12 protein-coding genes are annotated in these 16,868 nt (G+C 63.4%); 8 read left to right on the top strand and 4 right to left on the bottom strand.

Features of this window, described 5'->3' with window-relative positions; genetic code table 11:
- Positions 1 to 2: 2 nt before the first annotated feature.
- Genes mprF through ACFOKF_RS19050 form a run of 3 tightly spaced genes read right to left on the bottom strand, consistent with a single transcriptional unit; the run spans position 3 to position 6,714 of the window.
- A complete protein-coding gene (gene mprF / locus ACFOKF_RS19060; RefSeq protein WP_380797942.1) occupies positions 3 to 2,618 on the bottom strand; it encodes a bifunctional lysylphosphatidylglycerol flippase/synthetase MprF in 2,616 nt (871 codons plus the stop codon).
- Positions 2,618 to 3,334, bottom strand: a complete 717-nt coding sequence (locus tag ACFOKF_RS19055; RefSeq protein ID WP_380799303.1) for an AcvB/VirJ family lysyl-phosphatidylglycerol hydrolase — start codon at positions 3,332 to 3,334, stop codon at positions 2,618 to 2,620. The genes mprF and ACFOKF_RS19055 overlap by 1 nt, the downstream gene beginning before the upstream one ends.
- Positions 3,335 to 3,336: 2 nt before the next feature.
- Complete coding sequence (locus ACFOKF_RS19050) at positions 3,337 to 6,714, bottom strand: glycosyltransferase (protein ID WP_380799301.1); 3,378 nt, start codon at positions 6,712 to 6,714, stop codon at positions 3,337 to 3,339.
- A gap of 257 nt (positions 6,715 to 6,971) precedes the next feature.
- Here ACFOKF_RS19050 and ACFOKF_RS19045 point away from each other — a divergent pair, with 257 nt between their 5' ends.
- The 5 genes from ACFOKF_RS19045 to ACFOKF_RS19025 all read left to right on the top strand — a co-directional run bounded on the left by ACFOKF_RS19045 (position 6,972) and on the right by ACFOKF_RS19025 (position 11,953).
- Positions 6,972 to 7,619, top strand: coding sequence for a TetR/AcrR family transcriptional regulator (locus ACFOKF_RS19045; RefSeq protein ID WP_380797940.1), 648 nt, complete (start codon positions 6,972 to 6,974; stop codon positions 7,617 to 7,619).
- Positions 7,620 to 7,760: 141 nt separating this feature from the next.
- Entirely contained in the window at positions 7,761 to 8,750 is a 990-nt protein-coding gene (locus ACFOKF_RS19040) for an alpha/beta hydrolase fold domain-containing protein (RefSeq protein ID WP_380797938.1), read from the top strand.
- A complete protein-coding gene (locus ACFOKF_RS19035; protein ID WP_380797937.1) occupies positions 8,747 to 10,354 on the top strand; it encodes a carboxylesterase/lipase family protein in 1,608 nt (535 codons plus the stop codon). Before ACFOKF_RS19040 ends, ACFOKF_RS19035 begins: the two co-directional genes overlap by 4 nt.
- Before the next feature lie 4 nt (positions 10,355 to 10,358).
- On the top strand, positions 10,359 to 10,883 hold the full coding sequence (locus tag ACFOKF_RS19030) for a DUF3237 domain-containing protein (RefSeq protein WP_380797935.1): 525 nt from the start codon (positions 10,359 to 10,361) through the stop codon (positions 10,881 to 10,883).
- Positions 10,880 to 11,953 (top strand): hypothetical protein, encoded by a 1,074-nt coding sequence (locus tag ACFOKF_RS19025; RefSeq protein ID WP_380797933.1) that lies wholly within the window; start codon positions 10,880 to 10,882, stop codon positions 11,951 to 11,953. The genes ACFOKF_RS19030 and ACFOKF_RS19025 overlap by 4 nt, the downstream gene beginning before the upstream one ends.
- On the opposite strand, the gene ACFOKF_RS19020 is transcribed toward ACFOKF_RS19025, so the two are convergent.
- A complete protein-coding gene (locus tag ACFOKF_RS19020) occupies positions 11,917 to 12,081 on the bottom strand; it encodes a hypothetical protein (protein WP_380797931.1) in 165 nt (54 codons plus the stop codon). The genes ACFOKF_RS19025 and ACFOKF_RS19020 overlap by 37 nt on opposite strands.
- On the opposite strand from ACFOKF_RS19020, the gene ACFOKF_RS19015 reads away from it, so the two are divergent.
- The 3 genes from ACFOKF_RS19015 to ACFOKF_RS19005 all read left to right on the top strand — a co-directional run bounded on the left by ACFOKF_RS19015 (position 12,080) and on the right by ACFOKF_RS19005 (position 16,844).
- Entirely contained in the window at positions 12,080 to 12,535 is a 456-nt protein-coding gene (locus tag ACFOKF_RS19015; RefSeq protein ID WP_380797929.1) for a type II 3-dehydroquinate dehydratase, read from the top strand. The genes ACFOKF_RS19020 and ACFOKF_RS19015 overlap by 2 nt on opposite strands.
- A complete protein-coding gene (locus ACFOKF_RS19010; RefSeq protein WP_380797927.1) occupies positions 12,532 to 13,824 on the top strand; it encodes an MFS transporter in 1,293 nt (430 codons plus the stop codon). Before ACFOKF_RS19015 ends, ACFOKF_RS19010 begins: the two co-directional genes overlap by 4 nt.
- Positions 13,825 to 13,892: 68 nt before the next feature.
- A complete protein-coding gene (locus ACFOKF_RS19005) occupies positions 13,893 to 16,844 on the top strand; it encodes a TonB-dependent receptor domain-containing protein (protein WP_380797926.1) in 2,952 nt (983 codons plus the stop codon).
- The last annotated feature ends 24 nt before the right edge of the window (positions 16,845 to 16,868 follow it).

Genomic DNA, 16,868 nt, shown 5'->3' with positions numbered 1-16,868 from the left:
GCTCATTGTCCTCCATCCTCACGCGCCGCGCTGGCCGCCTGCATCCGGGCAGCGGCGCTGGCCCGACCACCCCCGACCAGCCTTTGCAGATCGACCATCGCCCGGCCCAGCGATATGCCCTGTGGCCCGGCGATGAAGCGCGGTTCCCAGCTTGGCGCGAATTTCGACTTATAGGCCCTCAATCCGCCAAAGCCATAGAAGCCGTCGCCATGGCGATAGAGAAAGGCCGCCGCCTTTACCCAGAGCGGCGACAGGCGGCGCGCTTCCAGCCCCGACAGCGGCGTCAGCCCCAGCGAAAACCAGCGGTAACCCTGTTCCTGTCCCCACAGCAGCAGGCTGGAAAACATGAAGTCCATGACGCCATAGGGGGCGCCTTCATCATGACGCATCATGTCGACCGACAATTCATTGCCGTTCGCGGTCGCCAGAATATTGGCGAAGGCGACGATGCGGTCGCCCTGCCGGACGACGGCGCAGTCGCAATGCTGCAAATAGCCATTGTCGAACCGGCCGACGCTGAAGCTCTTTTCCGAACCGCCCTTGCCAGCCAGCCAATGATCCGAAATCGCCCGCAACTGCGGCAGGAGCGCCGACACATCGGCAGCCGGTATGATGTCGAACTGAGCGCCGTCCCGCTCCGCCCGGCGGGCGGCATGGCGCAACGGCCGCGCGGCCGAACCCGTCATGCTGAAATGGGTCAGGTCGATGCGCGCTTCCTCGCCATATTTGACGATCGACAGGCCCAGTTCGATCGCCAGCGGCAACGCATCCATACTGATCTGATAGAGCAAGAGACGCCCCTGCGCAGCATCGGCCCGTTCGCGAATCTGCCACAGCAGGTCGCGCCATTCCGCCGGATCGCCGACAGGATCGCTCATGACGATCCAACTATGTCCCTGAATCTGGTACATCAGGAAAGCGCGCCCCGATGGCGATACCTCAAATAACTTGTCACCCGTCAACGCCAACAGCGCATCGGTGCGTTGCGCAAGCGCCAGGGCCGGCCTGCTAATGCCTGGACAATCGGCCAGCGCAGGACCATGGGCCGGGGCCGGTCGCAACAGGCTGCGCACCGCAGCGCCGACTACCAGCACCCCGGTCGCCAATGCCGCACGCAGGAAACGGGACGCATCGCGATGTCGCCCGAACTGCCACCAGAGGTCATTTTGATAATCGACATGACGATAGGCGACAAAGCCGATCCAGATCGAGAGGCCCACGGCGATTCCCAGAGCGATGATCCATCTGGGTGTGAAGATGCCGGAGGTCAGGCTGGTGCGTCGATAGAAGGCGCGGCGGGACCATTGCAGCAGGCCGGCGATCAGAAGGAGGACGATCGCTTCTTCATAATCCAAGCCCTTGGCAAGGGAGAAGATGGCGCCGGCCACAAGCAACAGGCGCGTCAGCCAGAAAGCACCGTCCAGCCGACGATACAGGCCTGACGCCAGCAGCATGAGCAGACCGCCGGTCACGCTGGCGGCCAGATGCGACGCCTCGACAAAGGGCATGGGCGCCAGTTGGCTAAGCGCGTGAAAACGTGCCGGTACGGCGGGGAGCGAGCCTGACACCAGCAACATCGCCCCGCCAATGGCCGTCAGGGTCGCAAGAAGCGTGGGGGAAAAGCCGCGCAGCACCAGCGCCAGCGCGCGGAGGACATGACGCAGCGGGTTGTTCCATAGCCGACCTTCATGTTCCGCCATCAGCAGCAGCGCGATCGCCAGTGGCGCGAGATAATAGATCAGGCGATAGAGGATCAGCGCCGCCATCAGGCCCGGGCGGTCCATACCAGGCAAAACCGCCAGAAAGACCGCTTCAAAAACACCCATGCCACCCGGCACATGGCTGATCAGCGCCAGAATGATCGCCAGTGCATAAGCGAGGAAGAAAGTGGGATAGAGCGCATATCCGGCATGCGGCGCCAGCACGAACAGCGCCGTACTGGCCAGCGTTAAATCGATGCAGGCGATGCCGATCTGGCCCAGCGCCTGTCGCCGGGACGGCAGCAGTAGCGCCCAGCCCATGATCCGCACCGTAATCGGCACAGGCCGCAACCCCGCCAGCACGCCTGCCGCCACCATCAGCATGGCGATGCCCGCTGCACGCTGCGCCTCCGCGTTCAGCGCTATCGTACCCAGCATGACGGAAACGGGGTGCACCGCCATGACAAGCGCCGCCATCGTGAAAACGCCGCCCCAGAAAGCCAGACTGGCCGACGCAATGACCCGGGCGACATCGCCCGACCCAAGCCCGGCCGCGCCATAGATGCGCAGACGCGCCGATCCGCCAGTGATCAGCGCCAGTCCCAGATTATGGCTGATCGTATAACTGCAAAAGGACGCCAGCGCCGCCGTCTGCCAGGGCACCCGATGCCCCGCGATCCGCAGGGCAACATGATCATATAGGGTCAGCGCCAGATAGCTGAGGACCGTTAGCGACATAGACGCAGCAATGGCCAGCGGACCGATGGCATGAAACGCCTGCCCCATGGCGGCAGTGTTTGTCTGTCCGATCAGATGGTGCAGCCCCGCCAACCCCAGCGCGGCGACCAGCAACACCGCCAACGCCGCCAGACCGGGCCCGCCCACTCTGATCGGCGCCGGCGGGACCAGCGCAGCCATCACCGATGCACCCGGTGCACGAGCACCCGGTCGATTGCGCGCAACAACACCGCGCCCACGGCGTCGGGATCATGCCGCAGCGGATGACCGCCGGGCAGTTGCACCCTTACGGCATTGGGTTGACGAAGCGACGGGCACAGGCTGCTGCGCTCCTGCGCGCCATAGATGCACAGCAACGGCGCCCAACTGAGCCGACGCGCGGCAGTGCGCGAATCCTCCTCAGGTTCCCATAGGGAGAAAATCTCTGACGGAGAGGCCCGCCATTGACGCGTAGCGCCGGGCACGATGAGACCGATGAAGTCGATCCGCCGACGCAAAGCAAACGGGATATAAGGCAGCGATGGCGCAATCACATCAGCGCCATAGGATTGCCCCAGCAGCAACAGCCGGGCACTTGGATCGATGGCCAGCGCACGACGAAGCCCTTCGGCAATCATGGCGCCCGCTTCTTCCGGCGTGCGGCGGGTGCGGAAGAAATGCAGGCTGTTCTCCGCCACGACCGGGATGCCGTGCCGGTTCAGCCGGTCGGCTATTTGGGGGCCAAGCCCCATATGAAAACCCATATCGCCGGACAGATAAAGCGCCACGGCATGCGCCTGCGGGGATGCCCCCGGCCGGGCGGGCCTGACATCGAAGGATTGGCCGCCAACATAGCCGATATGCCAGAAGAAGAGGAAAATCCCCGCCAGCAGGATAGGCGCGCTGCGCGCAACCATTCTCACGCCGCCTCGCTCCATCCGCCGGCATTGTGCGTCAGCCCCTCCACCGCCTGCACGCGGCCGGTGCGCTCCAGCTTGCCCCAGCCAACCCAGGGGCCCAATATGGCGGTGAAGACGGCGCGGATCACAACGCCATACATGATCTGGCGATAAACGAAGCGCTGCGCGACGAGCAGAAAAGCAGGATAACGCCGTTCGCGCGGTTCCAGATGATAGGCAACAGCACCGCAGGCAATGTCTATTGCGGCAAAGGCCAGCCAGTAGACGGCCATGCGCAGCACGTCACTCTGGGTCTGCGACCAGCCATGTTGATGCACTCGAACCACTGTGTCGACACCACTGACCAGCAAGGCCAGATCAATGATCGGCGACACCAGCGCGAAGCCAATCTGGAACAGCCATGCCTGCGGCAGACCGACCCAGGCCAGCCCCGCCGGTCGGCCATCGCGCCACACGCCGCGATGCTTCCAAAGGCATTGCAAGGTGCCATAGGCCCAGCGGAACCGCTGGCGCGAGAGCGCGCGAAAGCTCTCCGGCGCTTCGGTCCACGCCACCGCTTCCGTATCATAAGCGATGCGCCAGCCAGCCCGCTGAACGGCGATGGTCAGATCCTGATCTTCCGCCAGCGTGTCGGTCGGATAGCCGCCGACCGCGTCCAGCGCGGCGCGGCGCCATGCGCCGACTGCCCCTGGCACCACGGTGATCGCGCCGAAGCGGGCTAGCGCCCGCCGCTCCAGATTCTGGGCGGTCACATATTCCACCGCCTGCCAGCGCGTCACCAGATTGACCCGATTGCCGACCATGGCGTTGCCCGCGACCGCGCCAACGCCGGCATCGTCGAACCAGCGCGCCAGCCGGGCGATGGTCAGCGGTTCGAACTGGGTGTCCGCGTCCAGCGCGACGACAATGGGCGCGCGCGCAAGGGCCAGCGCCTCGTTCAGGGCCTTGGCCTTGCCCCCATTGGCCAGGGTGAGCAGACGCACGCGTGGTTCGTTGGCAAAGCTGCGCGCGACGATGGCGCTGGTATCGTCGGTGGACCCGTCATCGACCACGATCACCTCGATCGCGACCTGCTCGCTCGCCAGTACGCGACGAACAGACGCTTCGATCACCTTGGCTTCGTTGAAGGCCGGGATGATCACCGACACCGATCGCGCCGGATCGATAACGGGCGGTTCGATCCGGTTGCGCCGGGCCCGGCTGCCGATAGCCAACCATGCCAGCAGCAAGGCGCGGCCGATGCCGAACAGGATGACGACGAAAAACAGCCATTTGAGAACCATGACAATGCCCGCCACGATCAGGAAGATGGCGACATCGACCCGCACGGCGGCCAGATCGGCCCCATGGATGGGCGGCATCACCTGATCACGGGTCAGGCCCGCCAGGCTGGAAACAGTGACGAACCGATAGCCCCGCGCCTGAAGCGCCCGGATGATGCGCGGCAGTGCGACCACGGTCTGCGCACGATCGCCACCGCTGTCGTGCAGCAGGATGATCTGCGCAGAACGGTCGGCACTCCCCGTCTCCACCTGCTCAATCGTGCGTGCGACGATGGCGTCGACGCCCGGTCGCGTCCAGTCGCCTGGATCGACATGCAGGCCGACATTGACATAGCCTTTTTTCTGCGCCTCCAGCGCAGGCCCGATTTCATCCGCCGTGGTCGGTTCTGCGTCGCCGAAATAGGGCGCGCGAAACAGGCGCATCGCCCGGCCGGTATAGGCTTCCACCAACCGCTGGGTGCTGTTGAGTTCGAGCGACACGCCACGCGGCGACACCTGCGCCATATTGGGATGGGTATAGCTGTGGCTGCCGATTTCACTGCCCTGATCGACGATCCGGCGCAACAGTCCGGGATGCATGATGGCATTTTCACCGATGACGAAGAAGGTCGCCGGAACATGCGCCGCCTTCAATATGTCCAGGATCGGCGGCGTCCAGGTCGCGTCGGGACCATCATCAAAAGTCAGCGCCACCATATGGGGACGATAGCCGGTGCGGCGGATCACATAGGGGGTCGGCAGGCTGTGATATTGTTCGTCCACGATCAGGCCTGCATGCGGTCCCGATCCGGTGCGCACCGTCCTGTTACCAACCGTCGGCACATCATCGACCTGCAATATCTCGCCATTACCCTCGACATCGACCGAATTGAAACTGGTCAGGCGGGCCATGGCCTGCGGCGGCACGCCGGTCTTGTCGGCCAGCGCAGGCCAGAATCCGGGATCTTCCGACCCCAGCCGCCACAGGGCGATACCGCCGACGCCGGACAGCCGGGCCGCACGAATCTGGTTCCATCCGCTCGCCGCGTCCAGCATCCAGACATGATGCGCGCGACCGCTTTCCTCATAGTCGAACCGCGCATTGCCGCTTGCCGCATCAAAACGGATCGGCGCGCCGGCGTCATGCGCGGACAGCCAGGCATCCTCGATCGACAGCGCATCCGCCGCACCGCCGCCTTCGGTCCAGTCATAGGCATAATTGCCGACAGCGACGATCGTCTTGGCGGCCGGAACGATATGCAGCGCAGCCCGCAGGCGCTGCACGAACCAGGGTTGGGCCGCGATCGGCCCGGCTTTGTCGCCGATATAATGCTGGTCATAATCCATCAGGATCAGACGATCGGCAATGCGCCCATAAGCAGCCAGGTTCCAGCTGGTATCGTCGACCGGAACCGTCAGCATGATCTGAAGGCGACGGGCATGCAGCAACGGCGCGGCCTGCCGCAGGAAGCTGAGATAATCGCGCTGAGCAGCGGCAGGCAAAGCCTCCAGATCGAAGATGACACCCGAAGCATGCAGCGTCTTGAGCATCGGGATCAGCCGTTCAATCAGCAGGGCGCTGGCCTTGCGGTCATGCAGCAACGCAGCGGTGCCATCGCCATCCCATGCGCCGTCCCGCACATTCTGCACCACTGGCATCACCAGCGGACGACGGCGCGCGCCGCGCATGATGGCGGCGAAGGCGGGATCGGCCTGCATATGCAGATCATGATCCGGTCCCGTTACCGACAGCAGGGCTGGCGCAACCCAGTCGATCTGGGCGCTATGCTGGCGCAGCGACGCGCGACTGGCGTCATCCCATGGCACATAGAAGGCAAGCCGGACCGGATGCGTGGACGGCGCCCCATGCCTATGCGGCAACCAGCCCGTCAGTTCGTGACGGATCGACGCGCGCAGATGATCGATACGCTGGCCAATCCCTTCCACGCGCGGCCGCTCCATACGCAGCGGCACCGGCGCCGGGACGGGCACGTCAACAATGGTCATGGCAAAGGCGACCGCAGCGACAAGGATCGCAATCAGCGCGATCGCCACCGTCGGCAGAGTCAGTCGGCGGCGACGGCCGCTGGCATCATAGAAAATCGGCCTGTCCATCATCCCGTCCGGATATGGAAAGGCGGCGCAACAGGGGACGCGCCGCCTTTCACTCTGCTTGGTCATGCAGGATGACCTTTATCCGGATAGGCCGGGCGTCCCGTCGCCGCGATGATCGGCGGATTACAAATTTGTCACCTTGGTCAGGCGGCATGCGCCGGAAGGGATTGACGCCGCTGTCCAACATCAGTTCAACGCCCTTATGGAACAGATGCAAGTCGACGCCATGCGAGGCAAACGCGAGAGGAAATGGACGCATGGCTAGAACGACATCGCCGGAGGGCGCATCGCGCGCCACCGATGCGGAAGAAACCCGGCTGAACATCCTGGATGTGGCGACGGCGGAATTTGCCGATAAGGGGCTGAGCGGTGCGCGCATCGATGAAATCGCCGAACGGACCAATGCGTCCAAGCGCATGATCTATTATTATTTCGGCGGCAAGGAAGGTCTGTATCGCGCCGTGCTGGAGCGCGCCTACACCGCCGTGCGTGAGATGGATGCGGACAATCTGCGCGATCACTTGGAACCGGACGCCGCCCTTCGCGACGTCGTCGGCGCGACCTTTGACTATCATAACCAGCATCCCGAATTCGTCCGGCTGGTGATGAACGAGAATATTCTGCGCGGCGCCCATGTCGGCGAGATCCCCGGTATTCGCGAACGCAACCGCAAGGTGGTCGAACATCTGCGCGGCATATTGGCGCGCGGCGTCAATAACGGGCAGTTTCGCGAAGATATTGATCCTGTCGAACTGCACATGACGATCAGCGCACTCTGCTTCTACAACGTCTCCAACCGCTATACCTTTTCCTATGGATTTGAACGCGACATGAGCTCACCCAAAGCGCTGGCGCGGCGGCGGATGAGCGTGATCGACGTGATCGACAGTTGGTGCCGTCGCTGACCCGAAAGGGGCGGTGGGGCGCGCGTTAAACAGGACTGGTTGGGAAGCAACATAAGCGGCAATTACGACTTGCCGTCGCCTCTCGTTCACGATACCAATGTACGAAATGGTTCGCTCATAAGAGGTGACCGGGAGAGAGATATGAAACGGCTTGCCTGCACAGCATCCATCGTCGCAGCCATGGCGGCGTTCATCAGTCATAGCGCCAGCGCACAACTTGCCGCGCTCGCCACCGGGCCTGAGCCGGCGCTGGGCGATCCCATGCCCGAACGCCTGCTGACGCTGGGCCATGGGGTCCGCGTCAGCGCAGACATCCCCTTTTCGACCATAGCCGGCTATCGGCCGATCACGTTCGATCTCTATCGCCCTGTCAAAGCTGACAAGGCGCTACCGCTCGTCATTTATGTTCATGGCGGCGGCTGGATGGCGGGACATACGCGCCAATCGGGAGCGTTCAGCGATTTTACCGCCGTCCTCGCCGACCTGTCCGCGCGCGGCTATGTCGTTGCGTCGCTGGAATATCGCCTGTCGGGCGAGGCCCCCTTCCCCGCCGCGATCGACGATGTGCGCAGCGCGATCCGTTTTCTCAAAGCCAATGCCGGTCGCTATGGCATCGACCCGGCGCATGTCGCCATCTGGGGCGGATCGGCGGGCGGGCAATTGTCGGCGCTCGCGGCGCTGGATTGTGGCCATGCGCCGACGGGGGCAGACAAGAATAACGCCGGGCAGAATGATTGCGTTCAGGCCGCGGTCGGCTGGTATGGCGTCTATGACTTCGCCACCATGCCGCAAGCGGCCATCCCCCGCGCCGAAAACCAGTATCTGGATTGCATGAAGGGGGCCTGCCCTGCCGATCGGATCGCCGCCGCCAGTCCCGCCGCGCATGTCGATCCGCAAGATCCGCCGATGCTGCTGATCCATGGCACGGAGGACCAGACCGTGCCCGTCGGGCAATCGCGCGAACTGGCGGCGAAGCTGAAGGCGGCGAACGTGCCAGTCACGCTGGAAATCATTCCCGGGGTCGGCCATAGCTGGATTGGCGTGGATGCGGCGGCAACCCGCGCCGCCAGCCTGCATGCGCTGGATATGACCTTCCGCTTCTTCGATGCGCAGTTGAAGGGCGGCAAGTGATACTGCGCCTGTGTGCGGCGCTGGGCGCGCTGGCAATGGCGTCGCCAGCACTCGCGCAAGTGGTGGAGCGCCCAGCTGGCGATCCGGTGCATGGCGATGCGGGGCTGATCGCAGGCAAGACATTGCCGTCCGGGATACGGGAATGGCTAGGCGTGCCTTTTGCTGCGCCGCCGGTACGCGATTTGCGATGGCGCGATCCGCAACCTCATGCGGCCTGGCTAGGCGTATGGAACGCGGATCGCCCCGCGCCTGAATGCATCCAGCCGTTGCGGGGGCGCAGCATCAACCATTATTTCGGGGAGGAGGCGACCAGCGAAGATTGCCTGTATCTCAATATCTGGGCGCCCGAAGCTCCTCCTCCGTCTGGCAAACCTTATCCGGTCATCGCGTGGATCTATGGCGGGGGCTTCAATGTCGGCTCCGCATCCATGGCCAATTATGCGGGCGAGGCGTTGGCAGGCAAGGGCGCGATCTATGTCTCGATCGCCTATCGCGTCGGGCCGCTCGGCTTTCTGGCCCATCCTGACCTGACGAAGGAAGGTCAGGGCCATTCGGGCAATTATGGACTGAAAGACCAGATCGCAGCGCTGCGCTGGGTGCAGCGCAACATCGCGGCGTTCGGCGGCGATCCGACCAATGTGACGATCGCAGGCCAGTCGGCTGGGTCGATGTCCATATCCCTGTTGCAGGCCAGTCCGGCCGCCAGGGGCCTGTTTCATCGCGTCGTCGGCATGAGCGGCAGCGCGCTGGGCGAATTGATGGCCCCCGCTCCGCTGGCCGATGCGGAGGCGGAAGGGGTTGCTCTGCAACAAGCGCTGGGCGCGTCCTCGATCGAATCGATGCGCGATATGCCCGCTGATCGACTGATCGCGCTGGCCGCGCCGATGAAGCGCCGGCCAGTCGTGATTGACGGGCAAGTGGTGGCGGAAGCGCCGCAGGCCGCCTTTGCTGCCGGACGGCAGAATGATGTGCCGATGATGATCGGCTTCACACAGGACGAATATTTCCGGTCGCTGGGACCAATCGCCAGCGTCGCCGACTATGAAGCAGCGGTGCGGCTTGCCTTTCCTAAGACGGCAACACAGCTCTTGCGGGCCTATCCGGCGCAAACGGCGGAAGAGGCCCAGCGTGCGGCGCGGGATGTCGAGCGGGATTCGACGCTGGGGCTGCAAATGGCCGAGTGGGCGAAGGCGCAATCGTCCAAGGGCAAGGCGCCGCTTTATGCCTATTTCTTCACGCGCACCCACCCCTATCGACCGGGCGTCACGTTCGCCGATCATGATCCGGCGACGGTAGGGGCCTATCATACCGCCGATGTGCCCTATTGGCTGGGGACGCTGGACAGCCTGAATCTCTTCCGGTCGACGCGCGACTGGACGGCGATGGACCGCTCCTTGTCTGCGGACATGATGGATCGGCTGATTGCCTTCGCCCGCAATGGCAATCCGGGCACTGACTGGCCAGCATGGAAGGCCACCACGCCGAAACTGCATGTCTTTGGCGAAACTGGCGGGATGATCGACTGGCCGCATTTCAGGGATTTGCCGCTGTTAAAGGATGCAGCGCCAGCAACGCCGACGCAACGACCGCGGATCAGGGATTAAGAACATGGGCGACCTGGACAGGCGCAGCATGCTGGCTGGCGGCATTGCGCTAACAGCATGGATTGGCGGGACGGCGCAGGCCGCCGAGCCTGACGAACCGGGGCTGGCGTTCGTCTATGAGGCGATCGTGACGCTGGAGCCGACGATCGAGGTCGGACGGACGCCGTTGGGAACGCGGCGGCGCGTGCCGATCACCGGCGGCCATTTCGCCGGGCCGCGCATCAGGGGCAAGGTGCTGGCGGGCGGGGCGGATTGGCAGTTGCAACGGACCGACAACTGGACCGTGATCGAGGCCGATTATATGATGCAGGCCAATGACAGCGCGCTGATCCATGTGCGCAATGTCGGGCTGACCAACAGTAAGGTGCCGGACGCCCCGCAGCGTTATTTGCGCACTGTTCCGATTTTCGAAGCGCCCGAAGGGCCGCATGCCTGGCTCAATCAGGCCATTTTTGTGGGGACGATCGGTACGCCGCCAGAAGATGCGCCAAAGCCATCGGTGCGTATTCGCGTGTATCGCGTGACATGAGTCGGGCGGCTTTTCTTCTGGCGCTGTTGCTGGGCGGATGCGCTGTTCTGCCCGGTGAGACAACGACGGAGACACATGGAACGACATCGCAATTTGCGTTTGTCAGCGAAGCGATGAAGCCGGAGGATCTGGCGCGGGTTCCTGAGACACCATGGATCGTCGCGAGCGGCTTTGCGACCGGCGCGGGGTTGAAGATCGTCGACAGTCGGACGCGCAAAGCCGCGTTCTGGTTCAGAAATGAGGCCGATCAGGTCGCGCGCGACCCGCTTTATCCCGATTGTGAGACATCTCCCGATCCGGCGCTGTTCACCGCGCGGGGACTGAGCCTGCGGGTCACGGCGCCAGGACAGGCCCGTTTGCTGGTGGTCAATCATGGCGGGCGCGAGGCGATCGAGATATTTGCTGTCGATTATCGCGATACCCGTAAACAACCGGCGCTGCGCTGGCAGGGATGCCTGGCCATGCCGGCCGGGCATGTCGCCAACAGTGTCGCATCCTATAGCGACGGCACGGTGATCGCGACAGTGCTGACCCGACCGGGAACCAGCATCACCGATTTCGTGCGCGGCCAGCCGACCGGCGGCGTTTATGAACGCGCGCCCGGCGAACCGGCTTTCCGCTTGCTGCCGGGCACGGAACTGCCGGGCAATAACGGACTGGAAACGGCGAAGGACGACAGCGGGTTCTATGTCATCGCCTTTGGCCGGCGCGAGGTCGTCGGCTATGCGCGGCACGACACGCGCCAGCCGCTATGGCACGCGCAGGCCCCTGAATTCATGCCAGACAATATCCATTGGGATGGCGACCGGCTGCTGCTGGCTGGAATGGTGCGCGACGAGCCAGCCTGCGGCGGGGTGCGGCAGATCGTCCATGGCGTGGCCGACGGCATGACCTGTCATCGCGGCTGGGCAGTGGCGCAACTGGACCCGGCGAGGCAGTCCTTCTCGCTGGTCGCCTATGGCCCGCCTGATCCGACCTTCAACGGCGTATCGGCGGCGGTGATCGTGGGCCGCGACCTGTGGCTTGGCTCCTATCAGGCCGATCGCATCGCCGTGCGCGCGCTGCCCTGAATTTTATCTTTCATTGCATGTACCAGTTCGTACATTTTGCTTGCCGCGCGATCTGAACCGGCGTAAAGGTGATTCTGCAAGATCGGGAGCGTCATCCCGGCACGCAGCGGGAGGATCAGGCCGGTCATGGGCCAGCGTTTCATTCATATTCTCAACGGTCCCAATCTGGACCTGCTGGGCGTGCGCGAACCGGATATTTACGGCCGCCAAACCCTGGCCGATGTCGAGACCGCCTGCCTGCGCGAACTGGATGGATCGGGCGTCGGCCTGATATTCCGCCAGACCAATGCCGAACATGAGATGGTCGAGTGGCTGCATCAGGCGCGAGTCGGCGCCTTTGGCGTCGTCATCAACCCGGCCGCCTTCTCCTATGCCGGCTATCCTGTGCTGGACGCGCTCAAAATGTGCGATTGCCCGATCATCGAAGTGCATATCTCCAACATTCACAAACGCGACGAGGAATGGCGGTCCCGGTCGATCATGAGCCGGTCGGTCACGGCCATGCTGTCGGGCATGGGCATTGACGGCTATGCGCTGGCGGTGCGCCATCTGCTCCAGATTGATGAACGGAAAGCAGCATGAGAGCGTCGACGCAATTGCTGAAGCCCACAAGGGCGCGGCTGGGCGTACTGGCGCTGATCAGCGTCGCTACCCTGCTCAATTACATGGACCGCGCAGTGATGGGCGTGGCCGCGCCGTCGCTGACCGCAGAACTGAAGATTTCGCCCGAAATGATGGGCTTCATCTTTTCCGCTTTTTCCTGGACCTATGCCGCGTCGCAGATACCCGGCGGGCTGCTGCTCGATCGGCTTGGCACGCGCATCACCTACGCCGGATCGCTGATCCTCTGGTCTTTCTTCACCCTGCTCCACGGCATAGCCGGAAATGTGGCAATGTTGTTCGGCTTCCGCCTGGCGCTGGGGGTGGCGGAAGCACCTTGCTACCCGTGCAACAGCCGCATTCTCAGCAGTTGGTTCCCGCAGGATGAACGTGCGCGGGCCAATTCGGTCTATGCCGTGGGGCAATATGCGGGGCTGGCCTTTTTCGCGCCAGTGCTGTTCTGGGTGGTGGGCAGCTTTGGCTGGCGCGCCCTGTTCCTGATTGCCGGCGCGCTGGGCATGGCGTTTGGCCTGCTGATGTACGCCCGTTATCGCGATCCGAGCGACAGCAGCCGCATCAACGCCGCCGAACTGGAGCATATCCGCGCCGGCGGCGGGCTGACCGCGACGAAGCAGGACGCGAAAATCCCCTTTTCCTGGGCGAATGTCCGCAAGCTGATGGGCAAGCGCCAGATATTGGGCGCGTCGATCGGCCAGTTTTGCGGCAATTCGACTTTGGTCTTTTTCCTGACCTGGTTCCCGACCTATCTGGCGACCGAGCGGGGCATGGACTGGCTGAAATCGGGCACCTTCGCCGTGCTGCCCTATATTGCGGCGTCGGCCGGCGTGCTGCTGGGCGGGCAGGTTTCCGACCTGCTGATCCGCCGCACCGGATCCGCCAATATCGGCCGAAAGCTGCCGATCGTCGCCGGGCTGCTGCTGGCATCGACCATCGTCGCCGCCAATTATGTGACGAGCAACACGCTGGTCATCGCCATCATGTCGATCGCCTTTTTCGGTCAGGGCATGGTCAATCTGGGCTGGACGCTGATTTCCGACGTGGCGCCGCGCCAATATGTCGGCCTGACCGGCGGCGTGTTCAATCTGTGCGCCAATCTGGCAGGCATCGTCACGCCGATCGTGGTCGGGGTGATCGTGGGGCAGACCGGCTCTTTCTATGGCGCGCTGGCCTTCATCGGTGTGCTCGCCCTGATCGGGGCCGCCGCCTATGTCTTCATCGTGGGGGATGTTCGCCGGGTGGAGATGGATTGAAGGGCCGTCCACGCATCGGTGTAAATGATAATGTACGAACTAGTTAGTAATAATAATGGGAGGATAGGATGAAGTCAGGTTTTCATATGCAGCTTCGCATCGGCGGGTCGCTGGCCGCGATGGCGCTGAGCGCCTGCGTCAGTCCGGTCTGGGCGCAGGATCAGGCCGAGCCTGCGGCCGCCCTGGCGCCGCAGGCGACCGATGCCGCAGCGGACCAGCCGTCCACGGCCGACATCGTCGTTACCGGATCGCTGATCGCGCGGCCGAACAATGTCGCCGTCAGCCCCATCGTCACCGTATCGGATGAGCTGGTGCAGCAGAGCGGGCAGATCACGCTGGAAGATTCGCTGAACCAGCTGCCCGGCTTCACTCCGTCGGGCAATGCCGGCACCGGCGGCCAGGGTGCGGGCGGGCGCGCCACGCTGAACCTGCGCGGCCTTGGCTCCAACCGCAATCTCGTGCTGCTGGACGGTCGCCGTCTGCCGCTGTCGGACATTAACGGCAATGTCGACATCAATATCTTGCCGGAATCGATCATCGGATCGGTCGACGTCATCACCGGCGGCGCATCGGCCATCTATGGGTCCGACGCCATGTCGGGCGTGGTCAATTTCAAGACCGACAAATATTTCGACGGCGTGCGCGCCGACATCCAGAATGGCAACAGCTTTCGCGGCGATTATGGCAAGTTCAACGCATCGCTGGCGCTGGGCACCAAATTTGCCGACGATCGCGGCCGGTTGATGCTGGCGCTGAGCTATGGCCAGCGCGATCCGCTGTCGGGTTCGCAGCGCAGCTTCTTTGACGACAAGGTGCCGTCTTCCTTCATCGGCACCGGCGCCTTCGTGCCCAATGCGCTGAACCTGCCGAGCCAGGCGGCGCTCAATGGCGTGTTCGCCCAATATGGCGTCACCAATCCGATCAACCGGACGCTGAATCTGGGCTTCAACAATGACGGCACCCTGTTCGTGCAGACCGGCGCGATCAATTACAAGGGGCCAACGACCGACGCCTATGCCGTGGTCGGCGGCAATGTGCGCATGCCGGTGGGGCCACAGCTTCAGATATTGAACGCCTTCGAACGCAAATCCGCCTTTGCCAAGGGTGAGTTCGATCTGACGGAGACGCTGACCGCCTATGGCCAGTTCCTCTATGTCGATTCGACCGTCACCACCGAAGCGGGCGGCAGCCTGACGCAGTTCGCGCCCTTCACCACCATCCCCGTCACCAATCCCTTCATACCCAACGACCTGCGCACGTTGCTGGCGTCGCGCGCCGATCCGAGCGCCCCGTTCCGCTGGAGCGCGCGCTATGTCGGCATCGGCGACAAAGGATGGGACGAAAATTACCGGGTCCAGCAGTATCTGGGCGGCCTGAAGGGCACGATCGGCGGATCATGGAAGTTCGACGGCTTCGTTTCCTATGACGAGACGGTCCATAATCAGTCGATGTTCAACGCGGTGCTGAAATCCCGCGTGCAGACGCTGCTGAATGCGGCGGATGGCGGCGCATCCCTATGCGCCGGCGGCTTCAATCCGTTCGGCATCACCAATGCGACCAGCCTGTCGCAGGCATGCCAGGATTATATGACCGCCACCGTCAACAGCCGCGAGCGGCTGACCCAGACGCAGGTGCAGGGACAGGTGAATGGCCCGCTGTTCAACCTGCCCGCCGGGCCGGTGCAACTGGCGCTGCTCGCCGGTTATCGCAAGAACACGTATAAATATGATCCCAGCCCCGATCTGGTGTCCAATAATGTGGAATCGGTGGTCGGCTCCAACCCGGCACAGGGCCAGATCAGCGTCAAGGAATTTGCCGCGCAGATCGACGTGCCCTTGCTGTCGGACACGCCCTTCTTCCATGAGTTGGGCGTTGGCGCAGCCTTCCGCTATTCCGACTATAACACCACCGGCAGCGTGAAAAGCTATGAGTTCGATGCGCGCTGGCAGCCGGTAGACGCGCTGTTGATCCGGGGTTCTTACCAGCGGGCCGTGCGCGCGCCCAATATCGGCGAGCTATTCTCCCCCGTCACCGGATCGCAGCTGGCGATCGGCACGCCGCCCGCCGCGATCGGCGACCCGTGCGACGTCCGCTCCACCGCCCGGACCGGCGCCAATGGCGCGCAGGTGCGTGACCTCTGTCTGGCGCAGGGCATTCCGGCCGCCGCGATCGACGCCTATCAGTTCGCGACCACCGCGACCGGCGGCAATATTCAGGGCAACAGCGCCCTGACCCCGGAAAAGGCCAACACCTTCAATGTCGGCTTCGTGCTCAATCCGAAATTTTCCTCACCCTGGCTGTCGGGATTCTCTTTCTCGGTCGACTATTACAACATCAAGATCCGCAACGTCATTTCGACCATCAACGGCCTGACCGTGCTGGCCAAATGCTATAATCTGGACGGGTCGAACAGCAGCTATTCCAATGGCAACGAATTTTGCCAGCTGATCCAGCGCGATCCGACCGGTCAACTCGTGGCGATCGCCCAGCCTTACCTGAACCTCGGCGCGCTCGACACCGATGGCGTCGATGTGCAGGTCAACTGGTCGCTGCGCCTGTCCGAAGCGGGCATCGGCGATGGATCGGGCAAGATTTATGCGTCTTCGGCGATCGGCTGGCTGAACCATTATAAGGTCCAGACCCTGCCGGGACAGGCATCGCAGGATTTCGTCGGCACCAGCACGCCGGGCCGGCCCCTGCCCAAGTGGAAGGCGCTGACGACGGTGGGCTACAGCTCCGATATGTTCGGCATCGGCCTGCGCTGGCGCTATCAGGGCAAGCTGCGCGACATCAGCGCGGTGACGTCTCCGGCGGCGGAACAGGTGGGGGTGAAGCCCTATAATCTGTTCGATGTCTTCTCGACGCTGGACGTTACGAAGAATGTCCAGTTCCGCGCCGGCATCACCAATCTGTTCGACAAGGGCATTCCCTTCGTCGCCAGTTCCCAGAACGGCACCGACGCCGGCACCTACGACATGGTCGGACGGTCCTTCTACGTCGGCGCGAAATTCAACTTCTGATCTCCCCCTGCCGCCTCCTCCCCT

It is taken from the genome of Sphingobium rhizovicinum, from assembly GCF_042647625.1.
Lineage (GTDB): Bacteria > Pseudomonadota > Alphaproteobacteria > Sphingomonadales > Sphingomonadaceae > Sphingobium > Sphingobium rhizovicinum.
This window is presented reverse-complemented; position numbering and strand designations above follow the sequence as displayed.

Coding starts and splice junctions, on each gene's coding strand:
- mprF (WP_380797942.1), bottom strand. CDS start 2,618: ATGGCTGCGCTGGTCCCGCCGGCGCCGATCAGAGTGGGCGGGCCCGGT.
- ACFOKF_RS19055 (WP_380799303.1), bottom strand. CDS start 3,334: ATGGTTGCGCGCAGCGCGCCTATCCTGCTGGCGGGGATTTTCCTCTTC.
- ACFOKF_RS19050 (WP_380799301.1), bottom strand. CDS start 6,714: ATGGACAGGCCGATTTTCTATGATGCCAGCGGCCGTCGCCGCCGACTG.
- ACFOKF_RS19045 (WP_380797940.1), top strand. CDS start 6,972: ATGGCTAGAACGACATCGCCGGAGGGCGCATCGCGCGCCACCGATGCG.
- ACFOKF_RS19040 (WP_380797938.1), top strand. CDS start 7,761: ATGAAACGGCTTGCCTGCACAGCATCCATCGTCGCAGCCATGGCGGCG.
- ACFOKF_RS19030 (WP_380797935.1), top strand. CDS start 10,359: ATGGGCGACCTGGACAGGCGCAGCATGCTGGCTGGCGGCATTGCGCTA.
- ACFOKF_RS19025 (WP_380797933.1), top strand. CDS start 10,880: ATGAGTCGGGCGGCTTTTCTTCTGGCGCTGTTGCTGGGCGGATGCGCT.
- ACFOKF_RS19015 (WP_380797929.1), top strand. CDS start 12,080: ATGGGCCAGCGTTTCATTCATATTCTCAACGGTCCCAATCTGGACCTG.
- ACFOKF_RS19020 (WP_380797931.1), bottom strand. CDS start 12,081: ATGACCGGCCTGATCCTCCCGCTGCGTGCCGGGATGACGCTCCCGATC.
- ACFOKF_RS19010 (WP_380797927.1), top strand. CDS start 12,532: ATGAGAGCGTCGACGCAATTGCTGAAGCCCACAAGGGCGCGGCTGGGC.
- ACFOKF_RS19005 (WP_380797926.1), top strand. CDS start 13,893: ATGAAGTCAGGTTTTCATATGCAGCTTCGCATCGGCGGGTCGCTGGCC.